The 26,978-nt window shown below is 61.6% G+C and carries 26 protein-coding genes and 1 pseudogene; 13 read left to right on the top strand and 14 right to left on the bottom strand.

Going from position 1 to position 26,978, the window contains the following annotated elements:
* Window positions 1-29: 29 nt before the first annotated feature.
* Window positions 30-620 carry a phenylacetic acid degradation protein PaaY gene (locus BG841_RS07750; RefSeq protein ID WP_070057136.1) on the bottom strand — a complete coding sequence of 197 codons (591 nt, stop codon included), beginning with the start codon at window positions 618-620 and terminating at the stop codon, window positions 30-32.
* A 327-nt stretch (window positions 621-947) separates the two neighbouring features.
* Here BG841_RS07750 and paaF point away from each other — a divergent pair, with 327 nt between their 5' ends.
* The 12 genes from paaF (at window position 948) to paaZ (ending at window position 13,271) form a co-directional block, all read left to right on the top strand.
* A complete protein-coding gene (gene paaF / locus BG841_RS07745) occupies window positions 948-1,721 on the top strand; it encodes a 2,3-dehydroadipyl-CoA hydratase PaaF (RefSeq protein ID WP_070057135.1) in 774 nt (257 codons plus the stop codon).
* Between the two features lie 69 nt (window positions 1,722-1,790).
* Entirely contained in the window at window positions 1,791-2,582 is a 792-nt protein-coding gene (gene paaG / locus BG841_RS07740; RefSeq protein ID WP_070057134.1) for a 2-(1,2-epoxy-1,2-dihydrophenyl)acetyl-CoA isomerase PaaG, read from the top strand.
* Window positions 2,583-2,585: 3 nt separating this feature from the next.
* Entirely contained in the window at window positions 2,586-4,106 is a 1,521-nt protein-coding gene (gene paaH / locus BG841_RS07735) for a 3-hydroxyacyl-CoA dehydrogenase PaaH (protein ID WP_070057133.1), read from the top strand.
* Entirely contained in the window at window positions 4,103-4,549 is a 447-nt protein-coding gene (gene paaI / locus BG841_RS07730; RefSeq protein WP_070057132.1) for a hydroxyphenylacetyl-CoA thioesterase PaaI, read from the top strand. Before paaH ends, paaI begins: the two co-directional genes overlap by 4 nt.
* A complete protein-coding gene (pcaF, locus tag BG841_RS07725) occupies window positions 4,546-5,796 on the top strand; it encodes a 3-oxoadipyl-CoA thiolase (RefSeq protein WP_322853365.1) in 1,251 nt (416 codons plus the stop codon). Before paaI ends, pcaF begins: the two co-directional genes overlap by 4 nt.
* Window positions 5,797-5,883: 87 nt before the next feature.
* Window positions 5,884-7,191 (top strand): phenylacetate--CoA ligase PaaK, encoded by a 1,308-nt coding sequence (gene paaK / locus BG841_RS07720; protein ID WP_070057131.1) that lies wholly within the window; start codon window positions 5,884-5,886, stop codon window positions 7,189-7,191.
* A 274-nt stretch (window positions 7,192-7,465) separates the two neighbouring features.
* Entirely contained in the window at window positions 7,466-8,455 is a 990-nt protein-coding gene (gene paaA / locus BG841_RS07715) for a 1,2-phenylacetyl-CoA epoxidase subunit PaaA (RefSeq protein ID WP_070057130.1), read from the top strand.
* Between the two features lie 14 nt (window positions 8,456-8,469).
* Complete coding sequence (paaB, locus tag BG841_RS07710; RefSeq protein WP_070057129.1) at window positions 8,470-8,751, top strand: 1,2-phenylacetyl-CoA epoxidase subunit PaaB; 282 nt, start codon at window positions 8,470-8,472, stop codon at window positions 8,749-8,751.
* Between the two features lie 10 nt (window positions 8,752-8,761).
* A complete protein-coding gene (gene paaC, locus BG841_RS07705; RefSeq protein WP_070057128.1) occupies window positions 8,762-9,526 on the top strand; it encodes a 1,2-phenylacetyl-CoA epoxidase subunit PaaC in 765 nt (254 codons plus the stop codon).
* A 31-nt stretch (window positions 9,527-9,557) separates the two neighbouring features.
* Window positions 9,558-10,115, top strand: coding sequence for a 1,2-phenylacetyl-CoA epoxidase subunit PaaD (gene paaD, locus BG841_RS07700; RefSeq protein ID WP_070057127.1), 558 nt, complete (start codon window positions 9,558-9,560; stop codon window positions 10,113-10,115).
* A 13-nt stretch (window positions 10,116-10,128) separates the two neighbouring features.
* Window positions 10,129-11,208 (top strand): 1,2-phenylacetyl-CoA epoxidase subunit PaaE, encoded by a 1,080-nt coding sequence (paaE, locus tag BG841_RS07695; protein WP_070057126.1) that lies wholly within the window; start codon window positions 10,129-10,131, stop codon window positions 11,206-11,208.
* Between the two features lie 17 nt (window positions 11,209-11,225).
* Window positions 11,226-13,271, top strand: a complete 2,046-nt coding sequence (gene paaZ / locus BG841_RS07690; protein ID WP_070057125.1) for a phenylacetic acid degradation bifunctional protein PaaZ — start codon at window positions 11,226-11,228, stop codon at window positions 13,269-13,271.
* A 69-nt stretch (window positions 13,272-13,340) separates the two neighbouring features.
* On the opposite strand, the gene BG841_RS17360 is transcribed toward paaZ, so the two are convergent.
* From BG841_RS17360 to BG841_RS07665, 6 genes and pseudogenes are all read right to left on the bottom strand, one after another.
* On the bottom strand, window positions 13,341-14,045 hold the full coding sequence (locus BG841_RS17360; protein WP_070058737.1) for an ABC transporter ATP-binding protein: 705 nt from the start codon (window positions 14,043-14,045) through the stop codon (window positions 13,341-13,343).
* 210 nt (window positions 14,046-14,255) lie between these two features.
* A pseudogene (locus tag BG841_RS17355) lies at window positions 14,256-14,705 on the bottom strand (hemerythrin domain-containing protein); the annotation flags it as partial.
* A gap of 19 nt (window positions 14,706-14,724) precedes the next feature.
* Window positions 14,725-15,483, bottom strand: a complete 759-nt coding sequence (locus BG841_RS07680; protein ID WP_070057124.1) for an ABC transporter ATP-binding protein — start codon at window positions 15,481-15,483, stop codon at window positions 14,725-14,727.
* Window positions 15,480-16,484, bottom strand: coding sequence for a branched-chain amino acid ABC transporter permease (locus tag BG841_RS07675; RefSeq protein WP_070057123.1), 1,005 nt, complete (start codon window positions 16,482-16,484; stop codon window positions 15,480-15,482). Before BG841_RS07675 ends, BG841_RS07680 begins: the two co-directional genes overlap by 4 nt.
* 2 nt (window positions 16,485-16,486) lie before the next feature.
* Window positions 16,487-17,362 carry a branched-chain amino acid ABC transporter permease gene (locus BG841_RS07670; protein WP_070057122.1) on the bottom strand — a complete coding sequence of 292 codons (876 nt, stop codon included), beginning with the start codon at window positions 17,360-17,362 and terminating at the stop codon, window positions 16,487-16,489.
* 80 nt (window positions 17,363-17,442) lie between these two features.
* Window positions 17,443-18,600 carry an ABC transporter substrate-binding protein gene (locus BG841_RS07665; RefSeq protein WP_070057121.1) on the bottom strand — a complete coding sequence of 386 codons (1,158 nt, stop codon included), beginning with the start codon at window positions 18,598-18,600 and terminating at the stop codon, window positions 17,443-17,445.
* A gap of 431 nt (window positions 18,601-19,031) precedes the next feature.
* Between BG841_RS07665 and paaX the strand changes: the two genes are divergently transcribed.
* Window positions 19,032-20,003 carry a phenylacetic acid degradation operon negative regulatory protein PaaX gene (gene paaX / locus BG841_RS07660; RefSeq protein ID WP_070057120.1) on the top strand — a complete coding sequence of 324 codons (972 nt, stop codon included), beginning with the start codon at window positions 19,032-19,034 and terminating at the stop codon, window positions 20,001-20,003.
* A gap of 89 nt (window positions 20,004-20,092) precedes the next feature.
* Here the strand turns inward: paaX and BG841_RS07655 are convergent, their stop codons facing one another.
* The 7 genes from BG841_RS07655 to BG841_RS07625 form a co-directional block, all read right to left on the bottom strand.
* The gene (locus BG841_RS07655) at window positions 20,093-21,139 is read right to left on the bottom strand and encodes a Rieske 2Fe-2S domain-containing protein (protein ID WP_070057119.1); all 1,047 of its coding nucleotides are present in this window, start codon (window positions 21,137-21,139) and stop codon (window positions 20,093-20,095) included.
* Window positions 21,140-21,265: 126 nt separating this feature from the next.
* Window positions 21,266-22,102: an SDR family NAD(P)-dependent oxidoreductase gene (locus BG841_RS07650; RefSeq protein WP_070057118.1), complete on the bottom strand. Its 837-nt coding sequence runs from the start codon at window positions 22,100-22,102 to the stop codon at window positions 21,266-21,268.
* 35 nt (window positions 22,103-22,137) lie between these two features.
* The gene (locus tag BG841_RS07645; RefSeq protein ID WP_070057117.1) at window positions 22,138-23,193 is read right to left on the bottom strand and encodes an alkene reductase; all 1,056 of its coding nucleotides are present in this window, start codon (window positions 23,191-23,193) and stop codon (window positions 22,138-22,140) included.
* Between the two features lie 9 nt (window positions 23,194-23,202).
* Window positions 23,203-23,832 carry a nuclear transport factor 2 family protein gene (locus BG841_RS07640; RefSeq protein ID WP_070057116.1) on the bottom strand — a complete coding sequence of 210 codons (630 nt, stop codon included), beginning with the start codon at window positions 23,830-23,832 and terminating at the stop codon, window positions 23,203-23,205.
* A 61-nt stretch (window positions 23,833-23,893) separates the two neighbouring features.
* Entirely contained in the window at window positions 23,894-24,664 is a 771-nt protein-coding gene (locus tag BG841_RS07635) for an SDR family NAD(P)-dependent oxidoreductase (protein WP_070057115.1), read from the bottom strand.
* A gap of 11 nt (window positions 24,665-24,675) precedes the next feature.
* Window positions 24,676-25,407: an SDR family NAD(P)-dependent oxidoreductase gene (locus BG841_RS07630; RefSeq protein ID WP_070057114.1), complete on the bottom strand. Its 732-nt coding sequence runs from the start codon at window positions 25,405-25,407 to the stop codon at window positions 24,676-24,678.
* 70 nt (window positions 25,408-25,477) lie between these two features.
* Window positions 25,478-26,956: an FAD-dependent oxidoreductase gene (locus BG841_RS07625; RefSeq protein ID WP_070057113.1), complete on the bottom strand. Its 1,479-nt coding sequence runs from the start codon at window positions 26,954-26,956 to the stop codon at window positions 25,478-25,480.
* Window positions 26,957-26,978: the final 22 nt, after the last annotated feature.

The raw sequence follows: 26,978 nt of genomic DNA, 5'->3' as shown, positions 1-26,978 counted from the left end.
TGCTATAAGCTCAGACCCCGGAACTCCGCTCACTGGTCTTTCAGATCGTGCTCACCCACCTGCAATTGCGGCCGCTCCGCATCGATTTCGGTCAGCGGTGTGCATTCCTGCATGGTTGCAAGCGACCGCCGGGTCAGTGCCTGGTATTCCTGGGTGCCGCGCAGCTTCCAGCCCACCTCTTTCTCACTCAGTTGACGCACCACCTTGGCGGGCGAGCCCACGATCAGTGAAGCCGGTTCACAACTGAAGCCGGCTTTCACAAAGGCCGCGGCTCCCACAATGGAGCGTGCCGCAATCACGGCTTCGTCCATCACCACGGCGTTCATGCCCACCATGGCATCTTCTTCGATCACGCAGCCGTGCAAGACCGCGCCATGCCCTATGTGGCCATTGCGGTGGATTACCGCATCCCGGCCGGGAAACGCATGCACCACGCAGGTGTCTTGCAGGTTGGCGCCCTGCTCCATCACGATGCGACCAAAGTCGCCGCGCAGCGACGCACAAGGGCCGACATAACAATCCGGTCCGATATGCACATCGCCAATCAGCACGGCACTCGGGTGTACATAAGCAGACGGGTGCACCACGGGCGTGACACCGTCAATCTGGTAACAGGGCATAAACCTCTCCTTTTAACGTGTTTGTAGTTTTACATGGGCAACAGACAATTTTGTATCAAAACCCCGACCCTGTCGCGCTGAAACAGTCGCCGGCGCCTCTGCGCTGTGCATCCGGGACGCCGAGGTACGCTCACCCGAAATAAACGCCCCTCACAATCAACATCTTGGGGGTAAAGCTCACCAGTACCCGACCACCCACCTGCAACGTGATACAAAAAATCACCCCTAGAGCTATTGACCGGTATCAATTCAAACCTATACTCTTCTAGAACTCAACGGGTAGGCATCCATACCGACAACCAACAACAAGGTCAGACCGGAAACACTATGCCACAGATACTGCTCTCTCACGGGCCGGATCAGGGCGTTCGCCTGTTAACACTGAATCGCCCCGAAGCCTTGAACGCCCTCAACACCGCCCTGCTTGAAACCCTCAGTGAGGCGCTGGACGCCGCGGAAGCGGACCCTGACACCCGTGCGGTGGTTATTACCGGCAGCGAGCGGGCGTTTGCTGCCGGTGCCGACATCAATGAGATGGCCGCCCGCGACACGGTCGGCATGCTGACCGACCCCCGTGTCCAGCACTGGGCCCGTATCGCACGTTTTACCAAACCCCTGATCACTGCGGTGAACGGCTTCTGTCTGGGCGGTGGCTGCGAACTGGCCATGCACGGCGACATCCGGATTGCGGGCCACAACGCCCGCTTTGGCCAGCCGGAAATCAACCTGGGCATCATGCCCGGGGCCGGCGGCACCCAGCGGCTGGTGCGCGCCGTCGGCCAGTCTCTGGCCATGCAGATGGTGCTGACCGGCGAACCCATCAGTGCCCAGCGGGCCCTGGAGGCGGGGCTGGTGAGTGAGGTGTGCCAGCCGGAACTGACCGTTGAACGCGCCGTCGCGATCGGCCGCACCATCGCCTCCAAGGGACCCATTGCGGTGCAACTGGCTCGCGAGGCGGTCCAGCGTGCGGAGGATATGGATCTGGCGGCCGGCCTGCGGTTCGAGCGCCACGCCTTTACCATTCTGGCCGCGACCGACGATCGCCGCGAAGGCCTCGAGGCTTTTCAGAACAAGCGCAAGCCAGCGTTCTCCGGGCGTTGACCCCGGGTTCATTCACCACTTCCATCCGCCGCATGGCGGCGGGTGCCATGGCTACCACAAGGATTTTTCATGACCGAGCAGAGCGTGCTTCTCGATATCGATCAGGGCATTGCCAAAGTGACCCTGAACCGCCCCCAGAGCCTCAACAGTTTTAATGTTGACATGCATGAACAGATGCGGGCGGCGCTGAAAACCATTCGCAACGACGCCAGTGTGCGGGTTCTGTTATTGACCGGTAACGGACGTGGATTCTGTGCCGGTCAGGACTTGTCGGATCGCAGCGTCAAACCCGGTGAAGCTGCACCCGATTTGGGGTTGTCCATTGAAAAATACTACAACCCGCTGCTGCAATCCCTGCGGGATTTGCCCATGCCGGTTGTCTGTGCGGTCAACGGCGTCGCCGCCGGGGCTGGTGCCAACATTGCGCTGGCCTGCGACATCACCCTGGCGGCCCGCTCCGCCAGCTTTATTCAGGCGTTTTGCAAAATCGGCCTGATTCCTGATTCCGGCGGCACCTGGACCTTGCCACGGCTGGTCGGCATGGCCCGCGCCAAAGGTCTGGCGATGCTGGGCGACAAACTGAGCGCCGAACAAGCGGAACAGTGGGGCATGATCTGGCAGTGCGTGGACGACGACGACCTGCAGGCCGAGGCCATGAAGCTGGCCCGCCATTTTGCCAGCCAGCCCACCAAAGGCCTGGCGCTGATCAAGCGCGCGCTGCACGCCAGCGCCACCAACAGTTTCGAGGAACAGGCGCTGGTCGAGCGCGACCTGCAGCGCCTGGCCGGGCGCACCAACGACTACCGCGAAGGCGTAGCCGCCTTTATGGAAAAGCGCGCCCCCGAATTCAAGGGGAACTGAACCATGCAACCACTTGCCACTGAGATTGCCGTTGCCGTGATCGGCGCCGGCGCCATGGGTTCCGGTATTGCTCAGGTGGCCGCTCAGGCCGGCCACCGGGTGCTACTGCTGGACCAGCGCGAGGGCGCCGCCCGCGCAGGCCGTGAGGGTATCGCCAGACAACTGCAACGCCGGGTGGATAAGGGAAAAATGCCCCAGGCGGCGCTGGATGCGCTGCTCGATCGGATCCAACCGGTGAATACGCTTGACGAACTGGCCGAGGCCGGGCTGGTCATCGAAGCCATTGTCGAAAATCTGGACATCAAGCGCAGTTTGCTGACCGAGCTGGAAGGGGTGTGCACGGCAGACACCATTCTCGCCACCAACACCTCGTCCCTGTCGGTCACGGCTCTGGGCGCCCACCTGGCACACCCCGAACGCCTGGTGGGCATGCACTTTTTCAATCCGGCGCCACTGATGGCGCTGGTGGAAGTCATCAAAGGTCTGGCCACCAGCGACCAGGTGGCCGATTGCATCTACGCCACGGCGGCCCAGTGGGGCAAAAAGCCGGTCACGGCCACCTCCACCCCCGGCTTCATCGTGAACCGGGTGGCCCGGCCGTTTTATGCGGAGAGTCTGCGCCTGCTGCAGGAACAGACCGCCGATTGCGCCACCCTGGACGCCATCGTACGCGAGGCCGGCGGGTTTCGTATGGGGCCGTTCGAGTTGACCGATCTCATCGGCCACGATGTGAATTACGCGGTGACTTCCTCTGTGTTTAACGCCTACTACCAGGATCCCCGCTTTTTGCCCTCACTGGTCCAGCAAGAACTGGTGGAAGCCGGTCGCCTGGGGCGCAAGAGTGGCCGGGGGTTTTACGATTACGCAGACGGTGCGCACCAGCCAGAGCCCGCAACCGTGGCAACGGTGAGCGCCACCGCCGACACCCTGATTGTGGAAGGCGACCCGGGGCCGCTGGCGCCTCTGGTGAACCGCTTGCGTGACTGCGGCCTCACCGTGATCGAACGGGACGGCCCCGGCCGCCTGCGCTTTGGCGATGCGGTGCTGGCCCTGACCGACGGCCGGATGGCTACGGAACGCGCCGCGGCCGAAGCCTGCGCCAATCTGATATTGCTGGACCTGGCGTTTGACTACGCCAGCGCCAGCCGCCTCGCGGTAGCGGCCGCCGCGCAAGCGTCGGCCCAGGCGGTCAATGACGCCTGTGCGCTGCTGCAAACGGCCGGTCTGGCGGTGAGTCAGGTCGCCGACCGCCCCGGGCTGGTGGTCATGCGCACCGTCGCCACTCTCGCCAACGAAGCCGCCGACGCGGTCCTGCACGGCGTGGCTTCGGTCAGTGACATTGATCTGGCCATGAAAGCCGGCCTGAACTACCCGCAAGGTCCGCTGCGCTGGTGCGACCAGCTCGGCACCAGTCGGGTGCACCAGGTGCTGACCCACCTGCAGCAGAGTTATGGCGAGGATCGCTACCGGCCCGCACTGCTGTTACGCAACAACCACTTTGCCGAACGAGGGTTCTATTCATGAGCGACGCACAAGCCCAACAACTGGCCCAGGAGTGCGCCGAGTCCATCTATGCCCGGGATGAAGCCAGTCGCCACCTGGGCATGGAAATTGTTCAGGTCGCCCCCGGCGAGGCGACGGTTACCATGCCGGTCACCGGCATCATGATTCAGGGTCACGGCTCCTGCCATGGCGGCTACCTGTTTACGCTGGCTGACTCGGCCTTTGCCTTTGCCTGCAACAGCTACAACAAAGCCACGGTCGCCTCCGGCTGCTCCATCGAGTACCTGATTGGTGCCCGGGAAGGCGATCTGCTGACCGCCAGGGCAGTGGAACGATCCCGGGGCAACCGCACCGGGGTGTACGACATCACCATCAGCAATCAGCACAACGAAACCGTCGCCCTGTTTCGCGGCAAGTCCTATCAGGTGCGCGGCCCAGTCATCCAGTCGGAGGACCCACAATGAGCAACCCCAAACCTCTGCAAGAGGCCTACATAATCGACGCGGTACGCACCCCCATTGGCCGTTACGGGGGCGCGCTGGCGTCCGTGCGAGCCGACGATCTGGGTGCCATTCCCATGAAAGCCCTGACAGACCGTTACCCCGATCTGGACTGGACCGCCATAGACGATGTGCTCTACGGCTGCGCCAACCAGGCTGGTGAAGACAACCGCGACGTGGCCCGCATGTCGCTGTTGCTGGCCGGCCTGCCGATTGACGTGCCGGGCAGCACCATCAACCGGCTGTGTGGTTCCGGGATGGACGCCATTGGCAGTGCCGCCCGGGCGTTGCGCACCGGCGAAGCGGCGCTGATGCTGGCCGGCGGCGTGGAATCCATGTCGCGGGCGCCGTTTGTGATGGCCAAGGCCGACACCGCTTTCAGCCGCAGCGCCGAACTGTTCGACACCACCATCGGCTGGCGGTTCGTCAATCCGCTGCTGAAAAAACAGTATGGCATTGACTCCATGCCGGAAACCGCCGAGAACGTGGCCGCCGATTTCAATATTTCCCGGCAAGATCAGGACGCCTTCGCCCTGCGCAGTCAGCAACGCACCGCCGCCGCGCAACAAGCCGGCTTTTTTAACCAAGAAATCGTGCCGGTCAGCGTCCCCCGCCGCAAGCAGGATCCGCTCATCGTGGACACCGACGAGCACCCCCGGGAAACCAGCCTGGAAAAGCTGGCCAGTCTGGGAACGCCCTTCCGTGAACACGGCAGCGTCACTGCCGGTAATGCCTCCGGGGTCAACGACGGCGCCTGCGCGCTGTTGCTGGCCAGTGGCGAAGCCCTGCAACGGCACCAGCTCACCCCCCGTGCCCGGGTCGTCGCCATGGCCACCGCCGGGGTTGAACCGCGCATCATGGGCATGGGGCCGGCACCTGCCACCCGCAAGGTACTGAAAACGGCCGGGCTGGAGCTGGCGGACATGGACGTCATCGAACTGAACGAAGCCTTCGCCGCCCAGGCGCTGGCTGTGCTCCGCGATCTGGGCCTGCCCGACGATGCCGAACACGTTAACCCTAACGGCGGCGCCATTGCTTTGGGGCACCCTCTGGGGATGAGCGGCGCCCGCCTGGTGACCACCGCCCTGCACGAACTGGAACGCCGCCACCAGCAGGGGCAGCGTGCGCGCTACGCGCTGTGCACCATGTGCATCGGAGTGGGTCAGGGCATTGCGCTCATTATCGAACGGGTCGACCGCGCCGACCGATGAACCCGGCCCGGCCAGCCCCGGGCCCGAGTAACAACCGAAACTGGCACGGTGACACGCCGGGTCAACAAGAACAACACAGGAACAACCATGAATCTGCCCATGCAACACCTCGGAAAACTGGACCGGATGGAAACCGCCAGTGTGGACGAACTGCGCCACGAGCAACTCCAGCGTCTGCGCTGGAGTGTCTGGCACGCCTACACCAACGTGCCGTTTTATCGCCAGGCCTTTGATGCCATTGATCTGAAGCCGATGGACATCAACTCCCTGGAAGACCTCGCCAAAGTGCCATTCACCGTTAAGGCGGACCTCAGGGACAACTACCCGTTCGGCATGTTCGCCGTGCCCATGGAACAGGTGGTGCGTGTGCACGCCTCCAGCGGCACGACCGGCAAACCCACCGTGGTGGGTTACACCCAGGGCGACATCGATACCTGGGCCGACATAGTGGCCCGCTCCATCCGCGCCGGCGGCGGCAGCGCCGGTGACAAGATCCACGTGGCCTACGGTTACGGCCTGTTCACCGGCGGACTGGGCGCCCATTACGGTGCCGAACGCCTGGGCTGCACCGTCATCCCCATGTCCGGTGGCCAGACCGAAAAGCAGGTGCAACTGATCCGGGACTTTGCGCCGGACATCATCATGGTCACCCCGTCCTACATGCTCAACATTGCCGACGAAATGGATCGCCAGGGCATTGACCCGAAGGCCCTGCCTCTGCGCCTGGGCATTTTCGGGGCCGAACCCTGGACCAATGAAATGCGCGCCGAACTGGAAGACCGGCTGGGGATTCAGGCCCTCGACATCTACGGCTTGTCGGAAGTGATGGGCCCCGGGGTGGGCATGGAGTGTCTGGAAACCAAAGACGGCCCGACCATCTGGGAAGACCACTTCTATCCAGAGATCATCAATCCCGATACCGGTGAAGTACTGCCCGATGGCGAATACGGCGAACTGGTGTTCACCTCGCTCACCAAAGTGGCCATGCCGGTGCTGCGCTACCGCACCCGCGATCTGACCCGGCTGCTGCCCGGCAGTGCACGCCCCATGCGCCGGATTGACAAGATCACCGGCCGCAGCGACGACATGCTGATCATCCGCGGCGTTAATGTGTTCCCCAGCCAGATCGAGGAACAGGTGCTCAAGTGCAACGCTTTGGCGCCCCATTACGAAATCGAGGTGTACAAGAAAGGCAATCTGGACTGCGTGGATATCCGCGTCGAACTGAAGCGGGGCGCCGAAGGCGAGCAGCTCAAAACCGAGGCGGCCAACGAACTGGCGCACCACATCAAATCGTTCATTGGCATCAGCACCACCGTCCACGTGCAGGACAGCGGCACCCTGAGTCGCTCCGAAGGCAAGGCCAAACGGGTGTTTGACCGTCGCCAGGACTGAGGTCCGAGGCCGGGGAACGGCTGAGCCGCCCCGGTCATTTATTTTTCAACGAGCCACACTCAACCCAAAACAAATCATTAAACAGCAACACTTAACCCTTAAAAATCAACAAGTTAAATAAGAACCAACAGACCACACCCGACAACGTGATACGAAATACGATCTATTGATATTTATTCAGTATCATATACTATGGAGCCATAGCCCGTGACCTGTCGCGGCGCCCTGCTGTTGACCGCCAGCAGACCTACAAGCCTGATTCGGAGAGAGAGTTATGTACGCACAACTCGTTGAGACCGGCAGCAAGCGTCTCAAGACCCTGGAAGAGATGTCGCCGGAAGAGCGTGAGTTCCAGCAAAAAATTGACGCCGAAACCAAGATTGAAGCCAAGAACTGGATGCCGGACGGCTATCGCAAGACGCTGATCCGGCAAATCTCCCAGCACGCCCATTCGGAAATAGTGGGCATGTTGCCGGAGGGCAACTGGGTGACCCGCGCGCCCACCCTGAAGCGCAAGCTGCAACTGATGGCCAAGATCCAGGATGAGGCCGGCCATGGTCTGTACCTGTACAGCGCCATGGAGACGCTGGGGGCCGACCGGGACGAAGAAGTGCAGAAACTGCATGACGGCAAAGCCAAATACTCCAGCATCTTCAACTATCCGACCCTCAACTGGGCAGACATGGGAGCGGTGGGCTGGCTGGTGGATGGCGCCGCCATTGTCAACCAGGTGGTGCTGCAGCGCACCTCCTACGGCCCCTACTCCCGCGCCATGGTGCGGATCTGTAAGGAAGAGAGCTTCCACCAGCGTCAGGGCTACCAGATTCTGCTCGACATGATGCGGGAAGGCACCCAGGCACAGAAAGACATGGTGCAGGACGCCATCAACCGGCTGTGGTGGCCCGCACTGATGATGTTCGGCCCCCACGATGACGAATCCCCCAACTCCCAGCAGTCCATGGCCTGGAAGATCAAGCGCAAGAGTAACGACGAACTGCGCCAGATGTTTATCGACCAGACCGTTCCTCAACTCGAGTTTCTCGGCTGCACCGCGCCCGATCCGGATCTCAAATGGAACGAAGAACGGGGACACTACGATTTCGGCGAGATCGACTGGAAAGAATTCTACGATGTGCTCAAGGGCAATGGCCCCTGCAACCGGGAACGTCTGGCCACCCGCAAAAAAGCCATCGATGAGGGCGCCTGGGTCCGGGAAGCCGCCGTGGCCTACGCCAAAAAACAACAACAGCGCGCTGTCGCGTAAACAGGAGAACGATGATGTCTGAATGGCGCCTTTATGAAGTCTTTGTGCGCAGCAAGCACGGTCTGAACCACAAGCACGTGGGCAGTGTGCACGCCGCCGATAACGAAATGGCCATGGAAAATGCCCGCGAGCTGTACACCCGTCGCAGCGAAGGGGTCAGCATCTGGGTGGTTCCTTCGGAAACCATTACCGCCTCCGCCGCGGACGAGAAAGAAGTGCTGTTCGATCCGTCCGACGACAAGGTGTACCGGCATGCCTCATTTTACGAGCTGCCTGACGAAGTCGGCCACATGTGAGGAGTCTGGAATGAGCGATCAACACGCCCTGCAGGAATACCTGCTCCGCCTGGCGGATTCCGCCATGATTCTGGGCCAGCGCCTGAGCGAACTGGTTGGTAAGGCCCCCGCCCTGGAAGAAGAGCTGGCGTCCACCAACGTGGCGCTCGACCTGATCGGTCAGGCCCGCAACTGGTACGAGTACGCCGCCGAGCTGCTGGATGACGGCCGCGACGCCGACCAACTGGTGTTTCTGCGGGATGCACACGAGTATCGCAATCTGCTGCTGGTGGAGCAGCCCAACGAAGACTATGCGTTCACCATCGCCCGGCAGTTCTTTTACGACGTGTGGCACTACCACACCCTGACCCGGCTGGTGGACGCCAGTGACGACCGCATTGCCGGCATTGCCGCCAAGGCGGTGAAAGAGGCGACTTACCATCTGCGCCGTTCATCCGAGTGGGTGCGGCGCATGGGGGACGGCACCGACGAGAGCCATCGCCGCATCCAGGACGCGTTTGATGTGCTGTGGCGATTCACCGGCGAACTGGTCACCGCCGATGACATCGACCAGGCCATGTTCAAGGCGGGTATTGGCCCCGACCCCGAGCAGTTGAAGCAGGACTGGCACAACACCGTGCGCGAAGTCGCGACTCAGGCCACCCTCACCACCGGGGCGGAAGACGCCTGGATGTATCTGGGCGGCAAACGCGGCGAGCATACCGAGCATCTGGGGCACATTCTGGCGGTGATGCAGTTTTTGCCGCGCGCCTACCCGGATGCCACCACCTGGTGAGTCCGGCGGATTGATAGAGGGAGCCTGTGGGATGCATGACCATCAACCATCGTCTGTCGACGTATTGATTGCCAGTGACCGGGTGCCGGCCAATGCCCACCCGGAGCGATTGACCGAAGCGGCCATCTGGGACTTGCTGGACCGGGTCAAAGATCCCGAAGTGCCGGTGGTCAGTGTGGTCGAGCTGGGCATAGTGCGTGGCCTGAGCTGGGATGGCAAACACCTGCAGGTGGATGTCACCCCGACCTACTCCGGCTGCCCGGCCACCGAGCTGATCGAAGAACTGATCGCCGAAGCCATGCGCGCCGCCGGCATCCGCGATCCGCAGATCAACCGGGTGCTGACCCCGGCGTGGACCACCGACTGGATCACCCCGGAAGGGCGGGACAAGCTGCGCGCCTTTGGCATAGCGCCGCCCCAGGGCAGTGCCAGCAAGATGAGCCTGCTGGGTGCCGACGAGATCGTGGCCTGCCCCCGCTGCAACAGCGAGCACACCGAACGCCTCAGCGAATTCGGGTCAACCGCTTGCAAGGCGCTGTACCGCTGCCGGGATTGCCTGGAACCCTTCGACTACTTCAAATGCATATAGAGCCGATACGATCATGAACAAATTCTACTCTCTGGCCATCAAAGAGGTCAGACCGGAAACAAGAAACGCCGTATCCCTGAGCTTTGACCTGCCGGACGATGTGGCAGAGAAATTCACCTACAAGCACGGCCAGCATCTGGTGGTGCGCACCCATCTGGACGGCGAAGAAGTGCGCCGCACCTATTCCATCTGCGCCAGTGAGCAGGATCAGGAGCTGCGCATTGCCGTCAAACGCGTCCCCGGTGGGGTATTTTCCCATTTCGCCAATGAACAGTTGAAGCCCGGTTCCACCCTCGAAGTGATGCCCCCACAAGGCACCTTCGGCACTGCGCTGGATCCGCAGCGGGAAGGTGATTATCTGGCGGTCGCCGCCGGCAGCGGCATTACGCCGATTCTGTCCATCGTGAAAACCACCCTGGAGACCGAACCCAAGAGCCAGTTCACCCTGTTCTACGGCAACAAGGGCACCAGCAGTACCATGTTCCGGGACGAGCTTCAGGATCTGAAGAACGAATACATGACCCGTTTCAACCTGGTGTACATCTTCACCCGGGAAGAACAGGACATAGACCTGTACAACGGCCGGATCGACGCCGCCAAGTGCGATCAGCTGTTCGATCACTGGATCGACGCCAAAGATCTGACCGCCGCGTTCCTGTGCGGCCCCCAGGCGATGACCGAAACCGTGCGTGATTCACTGGTACGTCACGGCCTGGACAAAACCAAAGTGCATTTTGAACTGTTTACCCCCGCCGGTGGCAAACCCAAGGCCCGCAAAGACCGCGCGGACGCCCACATCGACCCGCAAGCGGTCAGCGTGGTCACCGTCAAGGCCGATGGCCGCTCACTGACTTTCGACCTGGTGCGAGACACCAAAAGCATCCTTGACGCCGGCAACGATGAAGGTGCCGATCTGCCCTACTCCTGCAAAGCCGGGGTGTGCTCCACCTGCCGGGCCAAGGTAGTAGAAGGAGAAGTGGAAATGGATCAGAACTTCGCTCTGGAAGACTACGAAATCGACGCCGGTTACGTGTTGTCCTGCCAGTGCTATCCGATCAGCGACAAGGTTGTGCTCGACTACGACGAACTGTAATTCTGGAGTTTTTTCACATGTCAGTTACCCAAAGTTTTATTGCCGGTGAGTGGGTTGGCGAACAGCAAGCCAAAGCCCTGCCCAGCGCGATCAATGGCGAGATTGTCGCCCACACCCACGGCGAGACCCTGGATTTCAGCCAAGCCGTGAGCTACGGCCGCCAGGTCGGCGGCAAAAACCTGCTGGCGATGGATTTTCAACAGCGTGCCCTGGCCCTCAGGGAGATGGCCCTGTACCTGCAGGAGCACAAACAGCAACTCTACGATCTGTCGATGCACACCGGTTCCAGCAAAGCGGACAACGGCATCGACATCGACGGCGGCTTCGGCACGCTGTTCTCCTACGCCAGCATGGCCCGTCGCGAGCTGCCCTCCGGCAACGTGGTGCACGAAGGCCCCGTTACCCAGCTGGGTAAAAACAACCACTTCGCCGGCACCCACATCATGGTGCCCCGGGGCGGCGTGGCGGTGCACATCAACGCTTACAACTTCCCGGTATGGGGCATGCTGGAGAAGTTTGCGCCGACGTTCCTGGCGGGGATGCCCTCCATCGTCAAACCGGCCACCGCAACCTGTTACGTAACCCAATTGGCGGTGCGCCTGATGCAGGAATCCGGCGCCCTGCCGGAAGGCAGCCTGCAACTGATCATCGGCAGCACCGGTGATTTGTTCGAGCACCTGCTGGAGCAGGATGTGGTGACCTTCACCGGCTCGGCCAACACGGCGCGCATGCTGCGCAACCATCCAAACATCATCAACCGGTCCATTCCGTTCAATGCCGAAGCCGATTCCCTGAACAGCGCGGTGCTGGCCCCGGATGTTACCCCGGATCACGAAGAGTTTGATCTGTTTGTGCGGGAGATCGGCCGCGAGATGACCGCCAAAGCGGGTCAAAAATGCACCGCCATCCGCCGCATCCTGGTACCCGAGGATCGCGTCGAGGCGCTGTGCGACAAGCTGAAAGCGCGACTGTCCAAAGTGACCGTGGGTGACCCGTCGGTCGAGGGCGTGCGCATGGGTGCGCTGGCCTCCCGGGACCAACTGGAAGACGTGCAAGCCAACATTCAGGAACTGCTGAAAACCAGTGAACTGGTGTTCGGTGGTGACGGCAGCTTCACCCCCACCGGCGACGGCACCGACCAAGGCGCCTTTATCGAGCCACACCTGTTGCTGTGTCGCAACCCGGACAATGGCTGCGGTGCTCACGACATTGAAGCCTTCGGGCCGGTGGCCACCGTCATCCCCTATGCCAGTATCGACCAAATTGTGCCGCTGGTAGCGCAGGGACGGGGTTCTCTGGTCACCACGGTGACCACCCGGGATCCGGCCATTGCGGGCACGTTGGCACCGGCGCTGGCCGCCTACCACGGGCGCCTGCACCTGCTGGATGCGGAAGCGGCCAAAGAGTCCACCGGTCACGGTTCGCCCCTGCCCATGCTCAAGCACGGCGGTCCCGGACGCGCCGGCGGCGGCGAGGAGCTGGGTGGCATGCGGGCGGTATTCCATTACCTGCAACGCACCGCCATTCAGGGCTCGCCCACCATGCTGGCGGCGGTCACCGGCGAGTACGTGCGCGGGGCCCAGGTGATCGAAAACGATCTGCACCCGTTCCGTTACCACTTCGAAGACCTGCAGATCAACCAGTCCCTGCTGACCCACCGGCGCACCGTCACCGAGGCGGATCTGGTGAACTTCGGCTGCCTGTCGGGCGATCACTTCTACATGCACTTTGACGAAATTGCGGCCAAAAACAGTCAGTTCGGCAAGCGCATCGCCCACGGCTACTTTGTGCTGTCGGCGGCTGCGGGGATGTTCATCCACCCGGCGGAAGGCCCGGTACTGGCCAACTACGGGCTGGATACGCTGCGCTTTATCGAACCGGTCGCCCCGGGTGACACCATCCAGGCCCGCCTGACCTGTAAGCGCAAGATCGACCAGGGCCGCACTTCTCCGGATGGTCATCCGCAAGGTGTCGTGGCGTGGGACGTGCAGGTCACCAACCAGCACGACGAGCTGGTGGCCAGTTACGACATTTTGACCCTGGTGGCCAAAAAGCCGCAGTAAGCTTCACCGCCATAAAAAAACCGCCAGCAGCTTCACGCTCTGGCGGTTTTTTTTTGCCCCTGGCTGGCATCACATACCCAGATAGGCCTCACGCACTTTCTCGTTGCTGAGCAGTTCACGGCCGGTGCCTTCCACCACCACCCGGCCGGTTTCCAGCACATAGCCCCGGTCAGCCAGCGCCAGCGCCTGGGAGGCGTTCTGCTCCACCAGAAAGATGGTAATGCCTTCCTCTTTGAGTTCTTTAACGATGTTGAAGATCTCTTCAATGATCAGCGGCGCCAGTCCCATACTGGGCTCATCCAGCAACAGCAAGCGCGGCTTGGCCATCAGTGCCCGCCCCATCGCCAGCATCTGCTGCTGACCACCGGACAATTCCCCCGCCAGATTGCGGCGCTTCTGCCGCAGGATGGGAAACTTGCTGTACATGCGTTCCAGATCGTCATTCACCTCGGCACTGCGTCCCCGGGTGTAGGCGCCCAGCACCAGGTTGTCCTCCACACTCAGGTCCTTGAACACCTGCCGCCCTTCCGGTACCTGCACAATGCCCTGGGCGACCCGTTGGTCGGCCCCGACTTTCGCCAGATCCTTACCTTCGAAGGTAATGCTGCCGCTGTCCGTGGGTTGCAGACCGGAGATGGTCATCAACAATGTGGATTTGCCGGCACCGTTGGCCCCGACCAGAGACACGATCTCACCACTGTTGATGCGGATATCGACGCCGTGCAAGGCTTCGATCTGACCATAGGAAGTTTTCAGACCTTGAATCGCCAGCAATTCCCCGCCGGCCGCCGCAGCCGCCGCCTGGGGGGCCGGTTGCAACCCGAGTCCGCCCAGACGCTCCGGCGTGTAGCTGACGATATGGTGGCGCAGTTCACGGAATTCCTCGCGCACCCGCTCGCCAAACAGCGGATCGTTGGCCTGGTCGCGGGTTTCAACAATCAGCCGCCAGTCGTCCTCGGTCAGCAGTTGGCGCGCCCGGGGGATAACCACGCCTTCTTCTTTTTTGATGTGCTTGCGCAGGGCTTCGGTAAACCGGGCCAGGGCGTGACTGAAGTCTTCCCGACCCTCGGGCCAGTGCTGCATGCAGCGCGCCAGCAGATCACGCAGCTCGTTGATTTTTCCGTCGCCAATCACGTAACCGTGGGCAAGCTTATCCAGCAGGGGCCGGGTCTCCGGAGATTTCTCTCCCAGCAGGCGATACAGCACGATTTCCTCGGCAGATCCACGCACCCGGCGGGCAAAGTGCTGAATGTAGTCAAATACCTTACTGAACAGGGCACCATCCGGCTGCTGTTCGTTGATGTTCATATCGTGCTGGAGCTGATCCAGCAGATCCAGTATGCGCCACAGCGACTGGTGCTCCCGGACAATGGTGCTGATAACCCGCTGTCTGTAACTGGTTTCAGGCGCAGCGGTCGTCGGTTGTTCGGTCATAGTCTTGATTCCTTCTCCGTCAGCCGCCCAGATAGGCCGCGATCACATCGGGGTTGACGCGAATTTGCGCCGGCGTACCTTCCGCCAGCACCCGCCCATAGTTCAGCACCAGCAAACGGTCGGAGATGCCCATCACCAGCTTCATATCGTGCTCCACCAGCATCACCGTAATGCCCTGCTCGGCGATCTTGCGGATCAGCGCTTCCAGCGCTTCGGTTTCCACCGCGTTCAGACCCGCCGCCGGTTCATCCAGCAGAATAACCTTCGGTTCGGCCGCCAGCGCCCGGGCAATTTCCAGCCGTTTGAGCGCGCCGTAGGACATGGCCGCCGCGTCCCGATCCAGATAATTGCCACAACCGACAAACTCCATCAGCTCGGCGGCCTTGTTGCGCGCGGCGGTCTCCCCACGGGTGAGCGCCGGCAAGCGGAACAGGGTGGTCAGCAGGTTGCTTTTCAGGGTCAGGTGGCGGCCCAGCATGACGTTTTCGATCGCCGTCATGTTCATACAGATCTGCATCTGCTGGAAGGTACGGCACATGCCCCGTTCCGCCAGCTGGTTGGGCTGCAGCTTGCCCGTGGGTTCACCGTTGAGTTTGACCTCGCCCCCGGTGGGCGTATACAGACCGGTAATCAGGTTGAACAGGGTGGTCTTCCCGGCGCCGTTGGGACCGATCACCGAGTACACCTGCCCGGCTTCCACCGCAAAGCTGACATCCTCGACGGCGTGTACCCCGCCGAAATCTTTGGACAGGTTGCTCACTTCCACCAGAGCCGTCATGCCTTACCCCCGGCCGTTTGCGCGCGTCGCTTGGCCCAAAAACCGGCTGCCGTGGGCAACAGGCCTTTGGGCATGAAAATCATGGTCAGCATCAGGATCAGCCCAAACAGCACCATTTCCATTTCCTGGAAATCCGCCAGCACCTGGGGCAGCAACTCCAGCACCACCGCACCAATGATCACACCAATGGTGGAACCCATCCCGCCCAGCACCACCATGGTGATCAGCAGAATGGAAAAATCGAAACTGGCCACGGAGGGGGTGATAAACCCCTGAAAATGGCCGTAGAGCGCGCCCATCACACTGGCATAGATGGCAGAGATGACAAACACCAGGCTTTTGTATTTGGCGGTATCGACCCCCACCACACTGGCGGCCACCTCAGAGCCGTGCACCGAGCGCAAGGCCCGGCCGATGGGCGAATCGATCAGGTTCTGGGCCAGCCACACCGCCACCAACAGCACCACTCCGGCGAACAGATACCAGGCCAGATCCCCGCTGATCTCCACACCCAGCAGGGAGTACTGGTTAAAGGGACTGAGTTCCCAGCCGAACACGTCGAACGAGGGCACCGGCATGCCATCCGGGCCACCGGTGAGCGCGCGTTCGTTATTGAGGATGATGGCAATAATGAAACCTACCGCCAGGGTGGCCATGGACAGATAATGGCCTTTCAGACGCAAGATGGGACGACCTACCACCCAGGCGATCAACCCCACGCCCACCGCACCGACCAGCAGCGCCGGCACCGCAGACCAACCGTAATTGCTGGTCATGATGCCACTGAAATAGGCCCCCAGACCAAAAAATCCCGCATGCCCCAGACTGATCTGCCCGGCAAATCCCACCAGCAGATTGAGGCCCACCACCGCGCCGGCAATCAGCGCGATCTGGGTGGCCAGACCGTAATGAAACGGGTTGGATATGAACAGCGGCAGCGCAAAGACCACGATGGCCAGCAACAGCAGCCCTTTGAGACGGAAATTCGCCAGTTGTGCCATGATTACACCCGCTCCACAACTTTGGCGCCAAACAGGCCGCGGGGCATGAAAAACAGCACCACCAGGATCATCGAGAAGGCCACTGCATCCTTGTAATCCGACGACAGATAGCCCGCCGACATGGCTTCCACCACGCCCAGTGCCAGTCCTCCGACCACCGCACCCATGCCGTTACCCAGACCGCCGATGGCTGCCGCCACAAACCCCTTCAGCCCCAGAATGATGCCGATGTCATAGGAGGTGAAGGTGATGGGGGCCACCACCACACCGGCAATCGAGCCCAGCAGGGCCGACACCATGAACGCCAGCATCAACACCATTTGCGTACGGATCCCCACCAGCCGGGCCGCGTCCTTGTTCATCGACGTGGCCAGGATCGCCTTGCCGGTCAGGGTGCGGGTGAAAAAATACACCAGGATCGCCACCAGCACCGCCCCCACGCCCAGCACCCACAGGCTCTGACTGTTGAGTACCGCACCGAAGATCTGGATAGGCTCATCGCTGCTGAAATTGGCCATCACGTGGTATTCCTTGCCCCACACCAGCTGGGCCAGACCGCGGATGAAGATCGACGCCCCGATGGTGATGATGATCAGCGTCACTACGTCGGCGTTTTTGGCCGGCGCGATCGCCAGGCGCTGCAGGGCGATGCCGAGCACCCCCGCCAGTACAACCGCGAGGATAATCGCGAGCAGCATGGGCACCCCCATGGCCGTGAGGGAGACGGTCGCCATGCCACCAATCATCAGGAACTCGCCCTGGGCAAAATTGATCACATGGCTGGCGTTATAGATCAGGGTGAAACCCAGCGCAATCAAGGCGTAGGTGGCACCAATGGTGATCCCGGTAAACAGGTACTGCAGGAATTCTGAGAACATAATCGTGTCCGCTCGCGAAGCGGCAGAGGTTGTCACCTCACGGAGGTGACAACCTGCCTGTGGTACAGATAGGGCAAGGGTTAGTTGACCAGCTTCCAGCCGCCGTTGTGGACTTCCAGAATGCGGAACGAGTCCGCCGTCAGGCCGTTGTGGTCATCGGGCGACATGTTGAACGTGCCGGTGACGCCCACATGACCCTGAATGCTTTCGAGGGCATCGCGCACCGCGGCTTTGTCCGTGGAACCGGCTTTCTCGATGGCGGCAACCGCCAGCATCAGGCCGTCGTATGCGTAGGCACCGAAGGTGGATACCTTGGCGTTCCAGCGGGCTTCGTAGTCGCTTTTATACGCCTGCACCACGGCTTTTTGCGGATCCGAGTCCGGCAGCGAGTCGGGCACCAGCAGCGGCGAAGCCGGCAGTCGCAGACCTTCCGCACTGCTGCCCGCCAGCTCAAGGAAGCCATCCGAGGCCACACCGTGGGACTGGTAGAACGGTCGCTTGATGCCCAACTGAGCGTAGTTGCGGGTCACAATGGCCGGGCCCTGTCCAAAACCGAAGTTGAGAATGGCCTGCACATCTTTGTTCGAGCGGATGCTGGTGAGCTGGGCCGTCATATCGGTGTCGGAGCCGCTGTAAGTCTCGTCCGCCAGAATTTCAATGCCCATTTCCTTGGCGACGGCCAGCGTCTGCTCGCGTCCGGAGCTGCCAAAGCCGCCGGTCCCGGAGATCAGACCGATCTTGGTGAGCCCCCGGGATTTCATGTCGGCCAGCACCCGCTCTGCCGCCATCCGGTCCGATTGCGGGGTTTTGAACACCCATTTTTTCACCGGCGTGGTGATCACCACCGCGCCCGCCAGCGAAATGAACGGGATTTTGGCCTGTTCCACCATGGGCACCGCCGCCATGGTCGCGCCGGTGGTGCTGCCACCGACAATAATATCCACCCGATCGGAGCGGATCAGGCGACTGGCGAAGTTGCGGGCATTGGAGGCGTTCCCCGCGTCGTCGTAGTGCACCAGCTCCAACGGACGGCCGATAACCCCGCCGTCCTCGTTGATCTTGTCCACATACATTTCCAGGGTTTTGAGCTCGGGGTCGCCGAGAAAGGATGCCGGGCCGGTAACGGACAGAAACGAGCCGATACGGATGGGATCCGCCGCCTGGACACTCATGGCCAGCAGACCAGCAGCTGCAACAGTCGCAACCTTGCTGGCGCGACGCATCATAGTTTTCAACATTGTTGTTATTCTCCTGAGGAGTTGCCGGGAGGGGGTGTTGATCTGGCACCCCTGAAAACCAAGAAACCTAATGGTTTTTATTGTGCTCTTAACGTTTTTCGTATCATGAAAAACGTTCTTTTCATTTCGCTATCGGCTTAGCATGACAGAAAAACACCCGTCACCGCCATCAAATACTATCCGTTGACGGGATAATACGATACCGTTAACTGACACCAACAAAAAATATTGTATCGCTATGCCCGTGTCAACCAAGACTCGCATTAACTTGCGTACTTTGCGGCGCAATCCGGTCCGGAACCCAGGCGCCGACCGAACCCACCCCGGTAAACCGCAACTTTACCCCTCGACCAGAACGGGGATAATGTGCCCACCGGCGGTCAGCGTGCCCTTACTCTCACGATGCAGGAATGCCGTACAGGAATGAAATCATGTCTGCAAAACACCAGCTCAGCAATCTGATCAACGATTTTCAGGAACGGCGACCGTTACGGGCCGGTTCGCTGATCATCACCGCCTATGGCGACATCATCCACCCGCGGGGCGGCAGTGTCTGGCTGGGCAGCCTGATGAAGTTGCTGGCCCCCATGGGCGTCAGTGAACGGCTGGTCCGGACCTCGGCCTACCGGCTGGTGCAGGACGGCTGGCTGCAGACCCGCAAGGTCGGCCGCTGCAGTTACTACAGTGTGACCGGCGCCGGCCTGCGGCGCTTCCAACAAGCGTTCGAGCATGTCTACAGCCTCGGTAACGAAGACTGGGATGGCAGCTGGTGCCTGGTGTTTCTGAACCAGCTTGACCCCGAGGTGCGCGCCAAGGTCCGGGAAGAGCTGAGATGGCTGAGTTTCGGCAGCATGGCCCCGGGGGTGATGGAACATCCGCGCTTCAGCCGTCAGGAGCTGATCCCCCTGTTGCAGGAATGGGGCGCCCTGGACGACACCATCGTCATGAAGACCCAGCCCATGGAGCAACGCAGCCCGCGGGCGCTGCGCCGCCAGGTCAAGGACAGCTGGAATCTGGATGAACTCGGCTTGCGCTACAAGCGCTTTCTGGAAAAATTCCGGCCGCTGTGGCGCGAACTCGACAACAACGACAATCTGAGCCCGGCAGACTGCGCGATCGCCCGGCTGCTGCTGGTGCACGAATATCGGAAAATTCTGCTACGGGATCCGTTGCTGCCCGACGAACTCTTGCCCGGCGACTGGGAAGGCCGCAGCGCCAAGCACCTGTGTCGCAATCTCTATCGGGCCATATACAGCCGTGCGGATGACTATCTGGCCAGCATTCTGGAGGGTTCTTCCGGCCCGCTCCCCGGTCCCACAACCGGCTTCTACCGCCGGTTCGGCGGGCTCCGTGACGATAGCGGGGTCGCCGGTGTACCCACGGTTGCCGAGACGAGTGCCTGATCAGGATCCCGCCTTGCCGACCAGCCGGATACGCCCCGGCGCCCGATGGTGAGCGGGAGCGGGGGCTGCCCCTGCTCCCCGCCTAGTGGTTACTGCTGCGTTTTTTCCATGGTGACGATTTCCTGGCGCTCTTTCAGCTTGGCCGGAATGTCGCTTTCATCCATAAAGAACTGCGAGTACCACTCCCGTAACTGGTAGATCGGGCCATCACCCTCGGCCAGCACCGGGTTGTCGACGCGGGCTTTGGTTTTCCAGATGTCCACGTCCTGGTAAAACGAAACCCGGTTGGCCTGCACGTACTCCTTGGCCACTTCGTTGTTCTGCTCGTCCGTCCACTCCGGGTTTTTCTTCACCAGCACCCCAAAGCGCAATTCGAAACTGTCCGGGGTGATCGGCACGTGGCAGTTCAGCAGTATGGTTTCGATGGTGCGGCCGTCGTATTCGGCACTCATGCGGGTGAAGTGGGTTGCCGGACCGTAGTAGGCCGATTTCGCCACCAGACCACCGCCCAGGCGACCGGAATCACCGTGGAATTCCTGGGTCCCGATGTGGCCGTCAAAAATGTTGGCAAAATAGGTGCAAGGAGCGCCGTGTACCGGACCAAAATGCTGGATGTCGGACAGATTGTCCACCAACTCCCGCGGGTTGGTTTCAATGATCATCAAGTCCAGATGCCAGTCGTTGTTCCACTCGTCGCTGTCGATCTCGGGAAAATAGGGAATCTCGACCCCTTCCCCCGGCGGGTTGCCTTCCGGGTTGTGCCAGACAAACAACAGTTTGTTCACTTCGCAGGTCAACCAGGCCTTGGTTTTTGCTTTTGGCGGGATACGGTCGCAGTAAGGGATCTTGGCACAGCGGCCATTGGCTTGAAATTCCCAGTGATGGAACGGGCACACCACACGCCCGTCGACGATTTCACCGGTGGACAGATCAGCACCCATATGGGGGCAATGGCCGTTCAACACGCTGATGTCACCATTGTTATCGGCAAACGCCACCAGACGGGTGCCGAATACGTTCAGCGCATGGGGTTTGCCATCGCGGAAGCTGTCGGCCTCGCCGACGCAGTGCCAGCCTCTCGCATAACGGTATTCTGCCGTGGTAGCAGAGGGTTGGATGTCGATCATTTTTGTCATTTCCCAGTCCTCAAAGGTACGGATTTAGCCTGTCCCATGGCACCATTGGCCATCTCTCAGTGCTCATCATCGCCAAGCAGTCAGGCAAACTCATCCTTCAACCGGACTAGATTGGCGCGGGTCCGGTTACTTTCGCCAGTCACTCACCAGGTAATGATCCAGCGCAAGCGTCTGGGCCTGCACCGTGTCTTTGGTGTAGCGGCCGGCGTGATCCGCCCGGGCCAGCCACACAATGGCTTCGGCGGGCACTTCCGGGGGAGCGGCCACACCGCCCAGGGCAGCAACGCCCCGGGCGCCAATGGTCGCCTGCAACGCTTCCGTGGACACGACGCCGGGGTTGATGGTGTAGGCCCGCAAGCCACGGTGACCCAGCTCCACGTTGAGAATGCCCGCCAGCCGCGATACCGCCGCCTTGCCGGCACCGTAGGCGTAGCCCCAGCCGCCTTTATCGGCGGCAACCGGCGGGTTGCGCTCACCCGCCCCCGAGGTCACATTGACCACCACCCCGGCGCCCTGCGCTACCATCAGCCGGGCGATCCCCTGGGTCAGCGCAACCGGGCCCTGCACGTAACCGCGCCAGACCCGGTCCAGAGTGTCGACACTGAGATCCAGAAATGTGTGGTTCAGATCGGCGCCCTGATAAATGGCATTGTTGACCAGCACGTCCACCCGCCCGCAGGCAGTGGTCACCTCTTCGACCGCCCGGCCAACGGACGCTTCATCGAGCAAATCCAGCGGGATCATCCACACTTTGCGACCCAGCGCCTCAACGGCGGCTGCGGTTGCTTGCAGACTGCCCGCCAGCGGCGTGCCGTCGGGGGCGACCACCTGGTGCTCATGCCGGGTGCCGTCAGCGACCGACCGGGCACTGATGACCAGGTCGTAGCCTTCACGGGCAAACGCCAAAGCGGTGGCCCGCCCGATCCCCCGGCTGGCGCCGGTTACCATTGCAATTTTGTTCACCCCACTGTCCCTCTCGTTATCACTGCGTGTGCCGGTCAGGCCGGGTAATCGCTGTAGCCCTCGGGGCCACCGGAATACAGGGTCTTCCGATCGAATTCGGCCAGTTCACGCCGGCTCGCAAAACGCTCCACCAGATTCGGGTTGGCGATATAGTGGCGCGCGAACGACACCGCATCGGCCGCATCGGAGTCGACCATGGCTGCGGCGCTGTCACGGTCGAAGCCATCGTTGATGATCAGCGGCCCCTTGAAGTGCGCGCGGGCCACAGCAAACGCGTCGACCTTGCGGGTGTGGGCCTTCATGATGTGCAGGTACGCCAGATCCAGATCGGCCATACCGTCCAGCAAGGCCTGCAAGGTTGCCCCCGGCTGGCTGTCGCTGACATCGTTAAACTTGTTGCCGGGGCAAAAGCGGAAGCCGACGCGCCCGGGGCCGATCGCCTCGGCCATGGCTTTGAGCACCAATAACGGGAAGCGGACCCGGTTTTCCACCGAGCCACCAAACTCATCGGTGCGCTGATTGGCGTTCTCCGACATGAACTGCATGGGCAGATAACCGCTGGTACCGTGCAGCTCGACGCCATCAAACCCGGCTGCGCGAGCGTTGATGGCCGCTTGCCGGTATTCCTCAATCACCCCGTACACTTCACTGGTGCTCAGCTCCCGGGGCGTATCGGTCGGGGCCATGCCCACGGCATCGGTAAACAGTTCAACCTCGGCTTTGAGGGCGGAGGGTGCCACCGTGTCCGTGCCCGCGGGCTTATTGTAGTGGGTAGCCACCCGGCCACAGTGCATCAGTTGCAGTACGATGCAGCCACCGGCGGCGTGCACCGCATCGGTGACCTTGCGCCAGGCGGCGATCTGCCCGGCGTTGTAAATACCGGGGGTGCGACAGTAGCCGAGACCATCGGCGGACGGCGCGGTGCCCTCGGCTATGATCAGCCCGGCACCCGCGCGCTGGGCGTAATAGTCCACCATTTCCGGGGTGGGCACCGCCTGGTCGGTAGACCGGCTGCGGGTCATCGGCGCCATCACCACCCGGTTTTTCAGCGCCAGCTCGCCAAACCGGGCCGGCTCAAACAACTTACTCATAGGACCTCCTTAACGTACCCGGATTTTGGGCGTCGGCGCGCCACGCCGCATACCTTTCAAGAAGCCATCCAGTGGCTGGGGCTCGGCAACTTCGGGCAGCGTGTCGTGGTCTGGCGCCTGGCGCCAGAATTCCTGCCACGACGGAAACAGGTCGTGAAAGGTACCCTGGTAGGGTTCCCGGCCGGGCCAGCGCATTTTCATGTCACCGATCGGCGGCTTGTTGAGATCCGTGGCGTACCAGTAACACGGCAGGCGCCGACGAAAATACCACTCGCCATCAATCCGCTCGTAATCATCCCAATACAGCATCTGCATGATCACCCACTCGGCGCCGGTTTCATGCTCGTTTTTGGAATAGACCACGCCGATGGCATGATCCGGATCGGTGAATTCGATAATGTGCTGGCCAATATGATGGGAGGTGCCGGTAAACTGGTGCCGCAGGGTGTCGTCAACCCAGGCTTTCAGTTCCGCCCGGCCGGTTTTGCCGCCGCCCACGCGGATATCGGGGGCGAACAGTCCCACATGGGCGTCCAGATCGCGCATGTCCAGCGACAGGGAATATTTGCCCGCCAGCTGGCGAATGGCTTCGGTCGATTCCAATCGGTCAAGTCGCGCCAGCAGTTCGTTCTGTTCCATGGTGTCCGGTCTCTGTTTTAATGCAACGAAGTCTTTGTCTTGCCCGGTCTGAACCGGTCGGTTAATCCATCGCGGTATACAGATCGGAACTGCGGCCACCGTCCACCGCCAGGGTGGCGCCGGTAATGTACGAGGCTTCATCGGAGGCCAGGAACAACACCGCGTTGGCCAGCTCTGTGGCATGCCCGACCCGTTGCAGCGGAATCAGCTTGGCGGTGTTGGCCCGTGCGGTATCGTCGCTGAGCATACCGGCGGTCGCATCGGTCTCGATCACCCCGGGAATCACCACATTACAGCGGATGTTGGCGGCGGCACCTTCCGAGGCGGCCGCCCGGCTGAAGTTGGTCACTGCGGCTTTGGCCGCGGAATATCCGGACATCCAGGCGGTACCGAACACGCCACAAATGGACGACAGGTTGACAATGGAACCGCCGTTTTTCTGCATCAGCTGCATGGCCCGGCGAGTGCCCCAGAAGGTGCCGTCGACGGTGGTCTTGAAGTTGGCATGCCAGTCTTCCGTGGTCATCTCGGTCAGCGCCCCCCAGGTAAAGGCGGCCGCGTTGTTGACCATGATGTCCAGTTTGCCGTAGTCACTGACCACCTCGTCGATGGCGCTGACAAACGCGGCTTCGTCGCTGACATCGGCAACCCGATAGTCGGCCTTGCCGCCGTTTTCGACGATACTGGCCACGACATCCTTCAGCGGGGCTTCGCGGCGACCGAACACCACTACGGTAGCGCCTTCTTCAGCCATACGGGTAGCGGTCGCGGCACCAATACCGGTGCCCCCACCGGTGACTATGGCCACTTTGTTTGCGAGTCTCTGAGTCATCGTGCTGCTCCTTAAAGAAAGGCCATGCCGCCGTTAACGGCGATGTTCTGACCGGTGATAAAGCTGGCGTCGTCACTGCCCAGGAATGCAACCACCCGGGCGATCTCGATGGTTTCACACAGACGCCCCAGGGGAATGCCCTGAATCATCGCGTCCATCCACTCTTTGGGAATGTCGGCCATCATCGGGGTGTCGGTGGCCCCCGGCACCAGGCTGTTCACGCGAATACCGCTGGCCGCGAGCTCCCGTGCCGTGCTGCGGGTCAGGCCCATCATCCCCGCCTTGGAAGCCACGTAATGGCAGGGGCCTTCGCCGGTCTGGGCGGCGGTGCTGGAGAAATTGATGATCGATCCCTGGCCGGTTTTGGTCATGATGCGCACCGCTTCCCGGCTGCACAGAAAAGCCCCGGTCAAATTGACGTTGATCACCCGCTGCCAGGTGTCCAATGGCGTTTCCAGCAAGCTGTCCACCGAGCCGATGCCGGCATTATTGACGAGCACATCCAGACGGCCATGGTCCTGATCGATACGGCTCATCAGCTCGGTCACTGCGCTCTCGTCGGTAATGTCACACACCACCGGGTGCGCCTTACCATTCAATCCCTTGACGGTTTGCTCCAGTGCTTCGGCGTTAACGTCCACGGCATACACCGTGGCGCCCTGTTCGACAAAATGCTGCACGATGGTACGCCCCATGCCTTGTCCGGCGCCGGTGACCACGCTGATTTTGTTAGTCAGTTTCATGGCTGTTCCTGTTGTGTTGGGTTTTGTTCATCATCGGATTGCCGGCCCGTTGAAACATCGTCCGTTGAGACTAAGGGGCGCCAGCATTAGCTGCGCTTCGTCCCGCCTGACGGCCGAAGAAAGTGGAATCCCCCAGCGACAGACCCGAGCTGTAGCCTTCTCCCCAACGGGGCAGGCCGCAGGCGGTGCGCCCGGCCGCATACAACCCGGAGATGATCTGACCATCGGCGTTCAGCACCTCCCCTGTGGGCCGGGTGGCCAGACCGCCGAGGGTAAAGGCGTGGCCTTCGATATCCCCGCGGCAATAGCTCAGGGCCGCAAACGGCGGACTCAACAAAGGCCGCAACCAGCCGGCGTGTTTGTGGAAGTAGGGATCCTGACCGGCGCGGGCCTGGCGGTTGAACTCAGCCACCGTAGCGGTCAGCGAACCGGGTTCCAGCGCCAGTTCCTGCTCCACTTCGTCCCAGGTGTCTCCGACGGCGGCGACGGTGATGTCCGGCTGCAGGAGCGGACGGTCGAAAATGTCGTTGTCCACCAGCAGCCAGGCCCGCCCGTTGGGCTGGCGCAGCACGTAATGCGCCACCCGACCGTGGTAGGTGTCTTCATTGATAAAGCGCTGGCCGCGCTCATTGATGAAGATCCCCTTGATCAGGGATTCCGGCGGAAAGAACGGCAGGGTGGCGAAAAATTCCTGCATGTTCAGCGTGGTTGCCCCCACGCTGATCCCCATACGAATGCCGGACCCGTCGTCATTACCCGCAGTGACCTGGTGCTCGCACACCAGCGCTTCAGGGGCATGGCGCGCGACCATGTCACGGTTGGCAATAAACCCGCCGGCACAGAGCACCACGCCGCTGCGGGCCTGAACGAACAATTCCTGGCCTTCACGGCGCACCACCAGGCCTTTGACCGCACCGTTATCATCGGTGATCAGACACAATGCCCGGCTGTTGTAATGGGCGGTCGCGCCCAACGCCAGGGCCCGCGCGCACAACTTCTCCATCAACAACTGACCGCCTCCCCAGCCCTCGAATTCCACGGTGTGCCCCCGGGGGGCCGGTTTGGCCTTCGCGGAAAACGGCCAGGCTTGTTCGTTGCCCGACCAGATCAGGGTGTCATCGGTGGGGGGTTCAATCCATTTGCCGGGCAGGTAGGTGCCCTTGAAGGGTACGCCCTGGGCACGCAGCCAGCTGAAATGAGCGGCGGCCTGTGCGGCGTAGAGGCCAACCCGGTCGGCATCCGCGGTGGGGCCACCGGCCATCAGCAGGTACTGGCGCAGGTCGTCGGTCTCATCGGCAAAGCCGTGTTCCCGCTGCACCTCGGTGCCGCCACTGCCGCCCACATACACCTCACCACCGGACAAGCTGGCACTGCCGCCGGGGGCACTGGCCACTTCGAACACATCCACTTGCGCGCCGGCGCCTCGGGCTTCGATGGCGACACAGCTGCCGGCGGCACCGAAGCCGACCACCGCCACATCGGTAACCAGATCCCACCGGGGTACTTGATCGACCGGACAGGCCCGGCCGGGGCTGAAGTTGTTGCTCATGACTCACTCCATTTATTGTTGT

Origin of the sequence: Marinobacter sp. X15-166B (assembly GCF_001752365.1) — a bacterium.
GTDB lineage: Bacteria > Pseudomonadota > Gammaproteobacteria > Pseudomonadales > Oleiphilaceae > Marinobacter.
Note: the sequence above shows the minus strand (reverse complement) of the source record. Positions and strands in the feature narration are given on the sequence as shown.

Excerpts from the sequence above, each read along its gene's own strand:
- paaC (WP_070057128.1), top strand. The coding sequence starts at position 8,762 with ATGAGCGATCAACACGCCCTGCAGGAATACCTGCTCCGCCTGGCGGAT.
- BG841_RS07665 (WP_070057121.1), bottom strand. The coding sequence starts at position 18,600 with ATGTTGAAAACTATGATGCGTCGCGCCAGCAAGGTTGCGACTGTTGCA.
- BG841_RS07635 (WP_070057115.1), bottom strand. The coding sequence starts at position 24,664 with ATGACTCAGAGACTCGCAAACAAAGTGGCCATAGTCACCGGTGGGGGC.
- BG841_RS07645 (WP_070057117.1), bottom strand. The coding sequence starts at position 23,193 with ATGAGTAAGTTGTTTGAGCCGGCCCGGTTTGGCGAGCTGGCGCTGAAA.
- paaF (WP_070057135.1), top strand. The coding sequence starts at position 948 with ATGCCACAGATACTGCTCTCTCACGGGCCGGATCAGGGCGTTCGCCTG.
- paaX (WP_070057120.1), top strand. The coding sequence starts at position 19,032 with ATGTCTGCAAAACACCAGCTCAGCAATCTGATCAACGATTTTCAGGAA.
- paaH (WP_070057133.1), top strand. The coding sequence starts at position 2,586 with ATGCAACCACTTGCCACTGAGATTGCCGTTGCCGTGATCGGCGCCGGC.
- paaB (WP_070057129.1), top strand. The coding sequence starts at position 8,470 with ATGTCTGAATGGCGCCTTTATGAAGTCTTTGTGCGCAGCAAGCACGGT.
- paaE (WP_070057126.1), top strand. The coding sequence starts at position 10,129 with ATGAACAAATTCTACTCTCTGGCCATCAAAGAGGTCAGACCGGAAACA.
- pcaF (WP_322853365.1), top strand. The coding sequence starts at position 4,546 with ATGAGCAACCCCAAACCTCTGCAAGAGGCCTACATAATCGACGCGGTA.
- paaA (WP_070057130.1), top strand. The coding sequence starts at position 7,466 with ATGTACGCACAACTCGTTGAGACCGGCAGCAAGCGTCTCAAGACCCTG.
- BG841_RS07655 (WP_070057119.1), bottom strand. The coding sequence starts at position 21,139 with ATGACAAAAATGATCGACATCCAACCCTCTGCTACCACGGCAGAATAC.
- BG841_RS07670 (WP_070057122.1), bottom strand. The coding sequence starts at position 17,362 with ATGTTCTCAGAATTCCTGCAGTACCTGTTTACCGGGATCACCATTGGT.
- BG841_RS07625 (WP_070057113.1), bottom strand. The coding sequence starts at position 26,956 with ATGAGCAACAACTTCAGCCCCGGCCGGGCCTGTCCGGTCGATCAAGTA.
- paaG (WP_070057134.1), top strand. The coding sequence starts at position 1,791 with ATGACCGAGCAGAGCGTGCTTCTCGATATCGATCAGGGCATTGCCAAA.
- BG841_RS07675 (WP_070057123.1), bottom strand. The coding sequence starts at position 16,484 with ATGGCACAACTGGCGAATTTCCGTCTCAAAGGGCTGCTGTTGCTGGCC.
- paaI (WP_070057132.1), top strand. The coding sequence starts at position 4,103 with ATGAGCGACGCACAAGCCCAACAACTGGCCCAGGAGTGCGCCGAGTCC.
- paaD (WP_070057127.1), top strand. The coding sequence starts at position 9,558 with ATGCATGACCATCAACCATCGTCTGTCGACGTATTGATTGCCAGTGAC.
- paaZ (WP_070057125.1), top strand. The coding sequence starts at position 11,226 with ATGTCAGTTACCCAAAGTTTTATTGCCGGTGAGTGGGTTGGCGAACAG.
- BG841_RS07630 (WP_070057114.1), bottom strand. The coding sequence starts at position 25,407 with ATGAAACTGACTAACAAAATCAGCGTGGTCACCGGCGCCGGACAAGGC.
- paaK (WP_070057131.1), top strand. The coding sequence starts at position 5,884 with ATGAATCTGCCCATGCAACACCTCGGAAAACTGGACCGGATGGAAACC.
- BG841_RS07750 (WP_070057136.1), bottom strand. The coding sequence starts at position 620 with ATGCCCTGTTACCAGATTGACGGTGTCACGCCCGTGGTGCACCCGTCT.
- BG841_RS07680 (WP_070057124.1), bottom strand. The coding sequence starts at position 15,483 with ATGACGGCTCTGGTGGAAGTGAGCAACCTGTCCAAAGATTTCGGCGGG.
- BG841_RS07640 (WP_070057116.1), bottom strand. The coding sequence starts at position 23,832 with ATGGAACAGAACGAACTGCTGGCGCGACTTGACCGATTGGAATCGACC.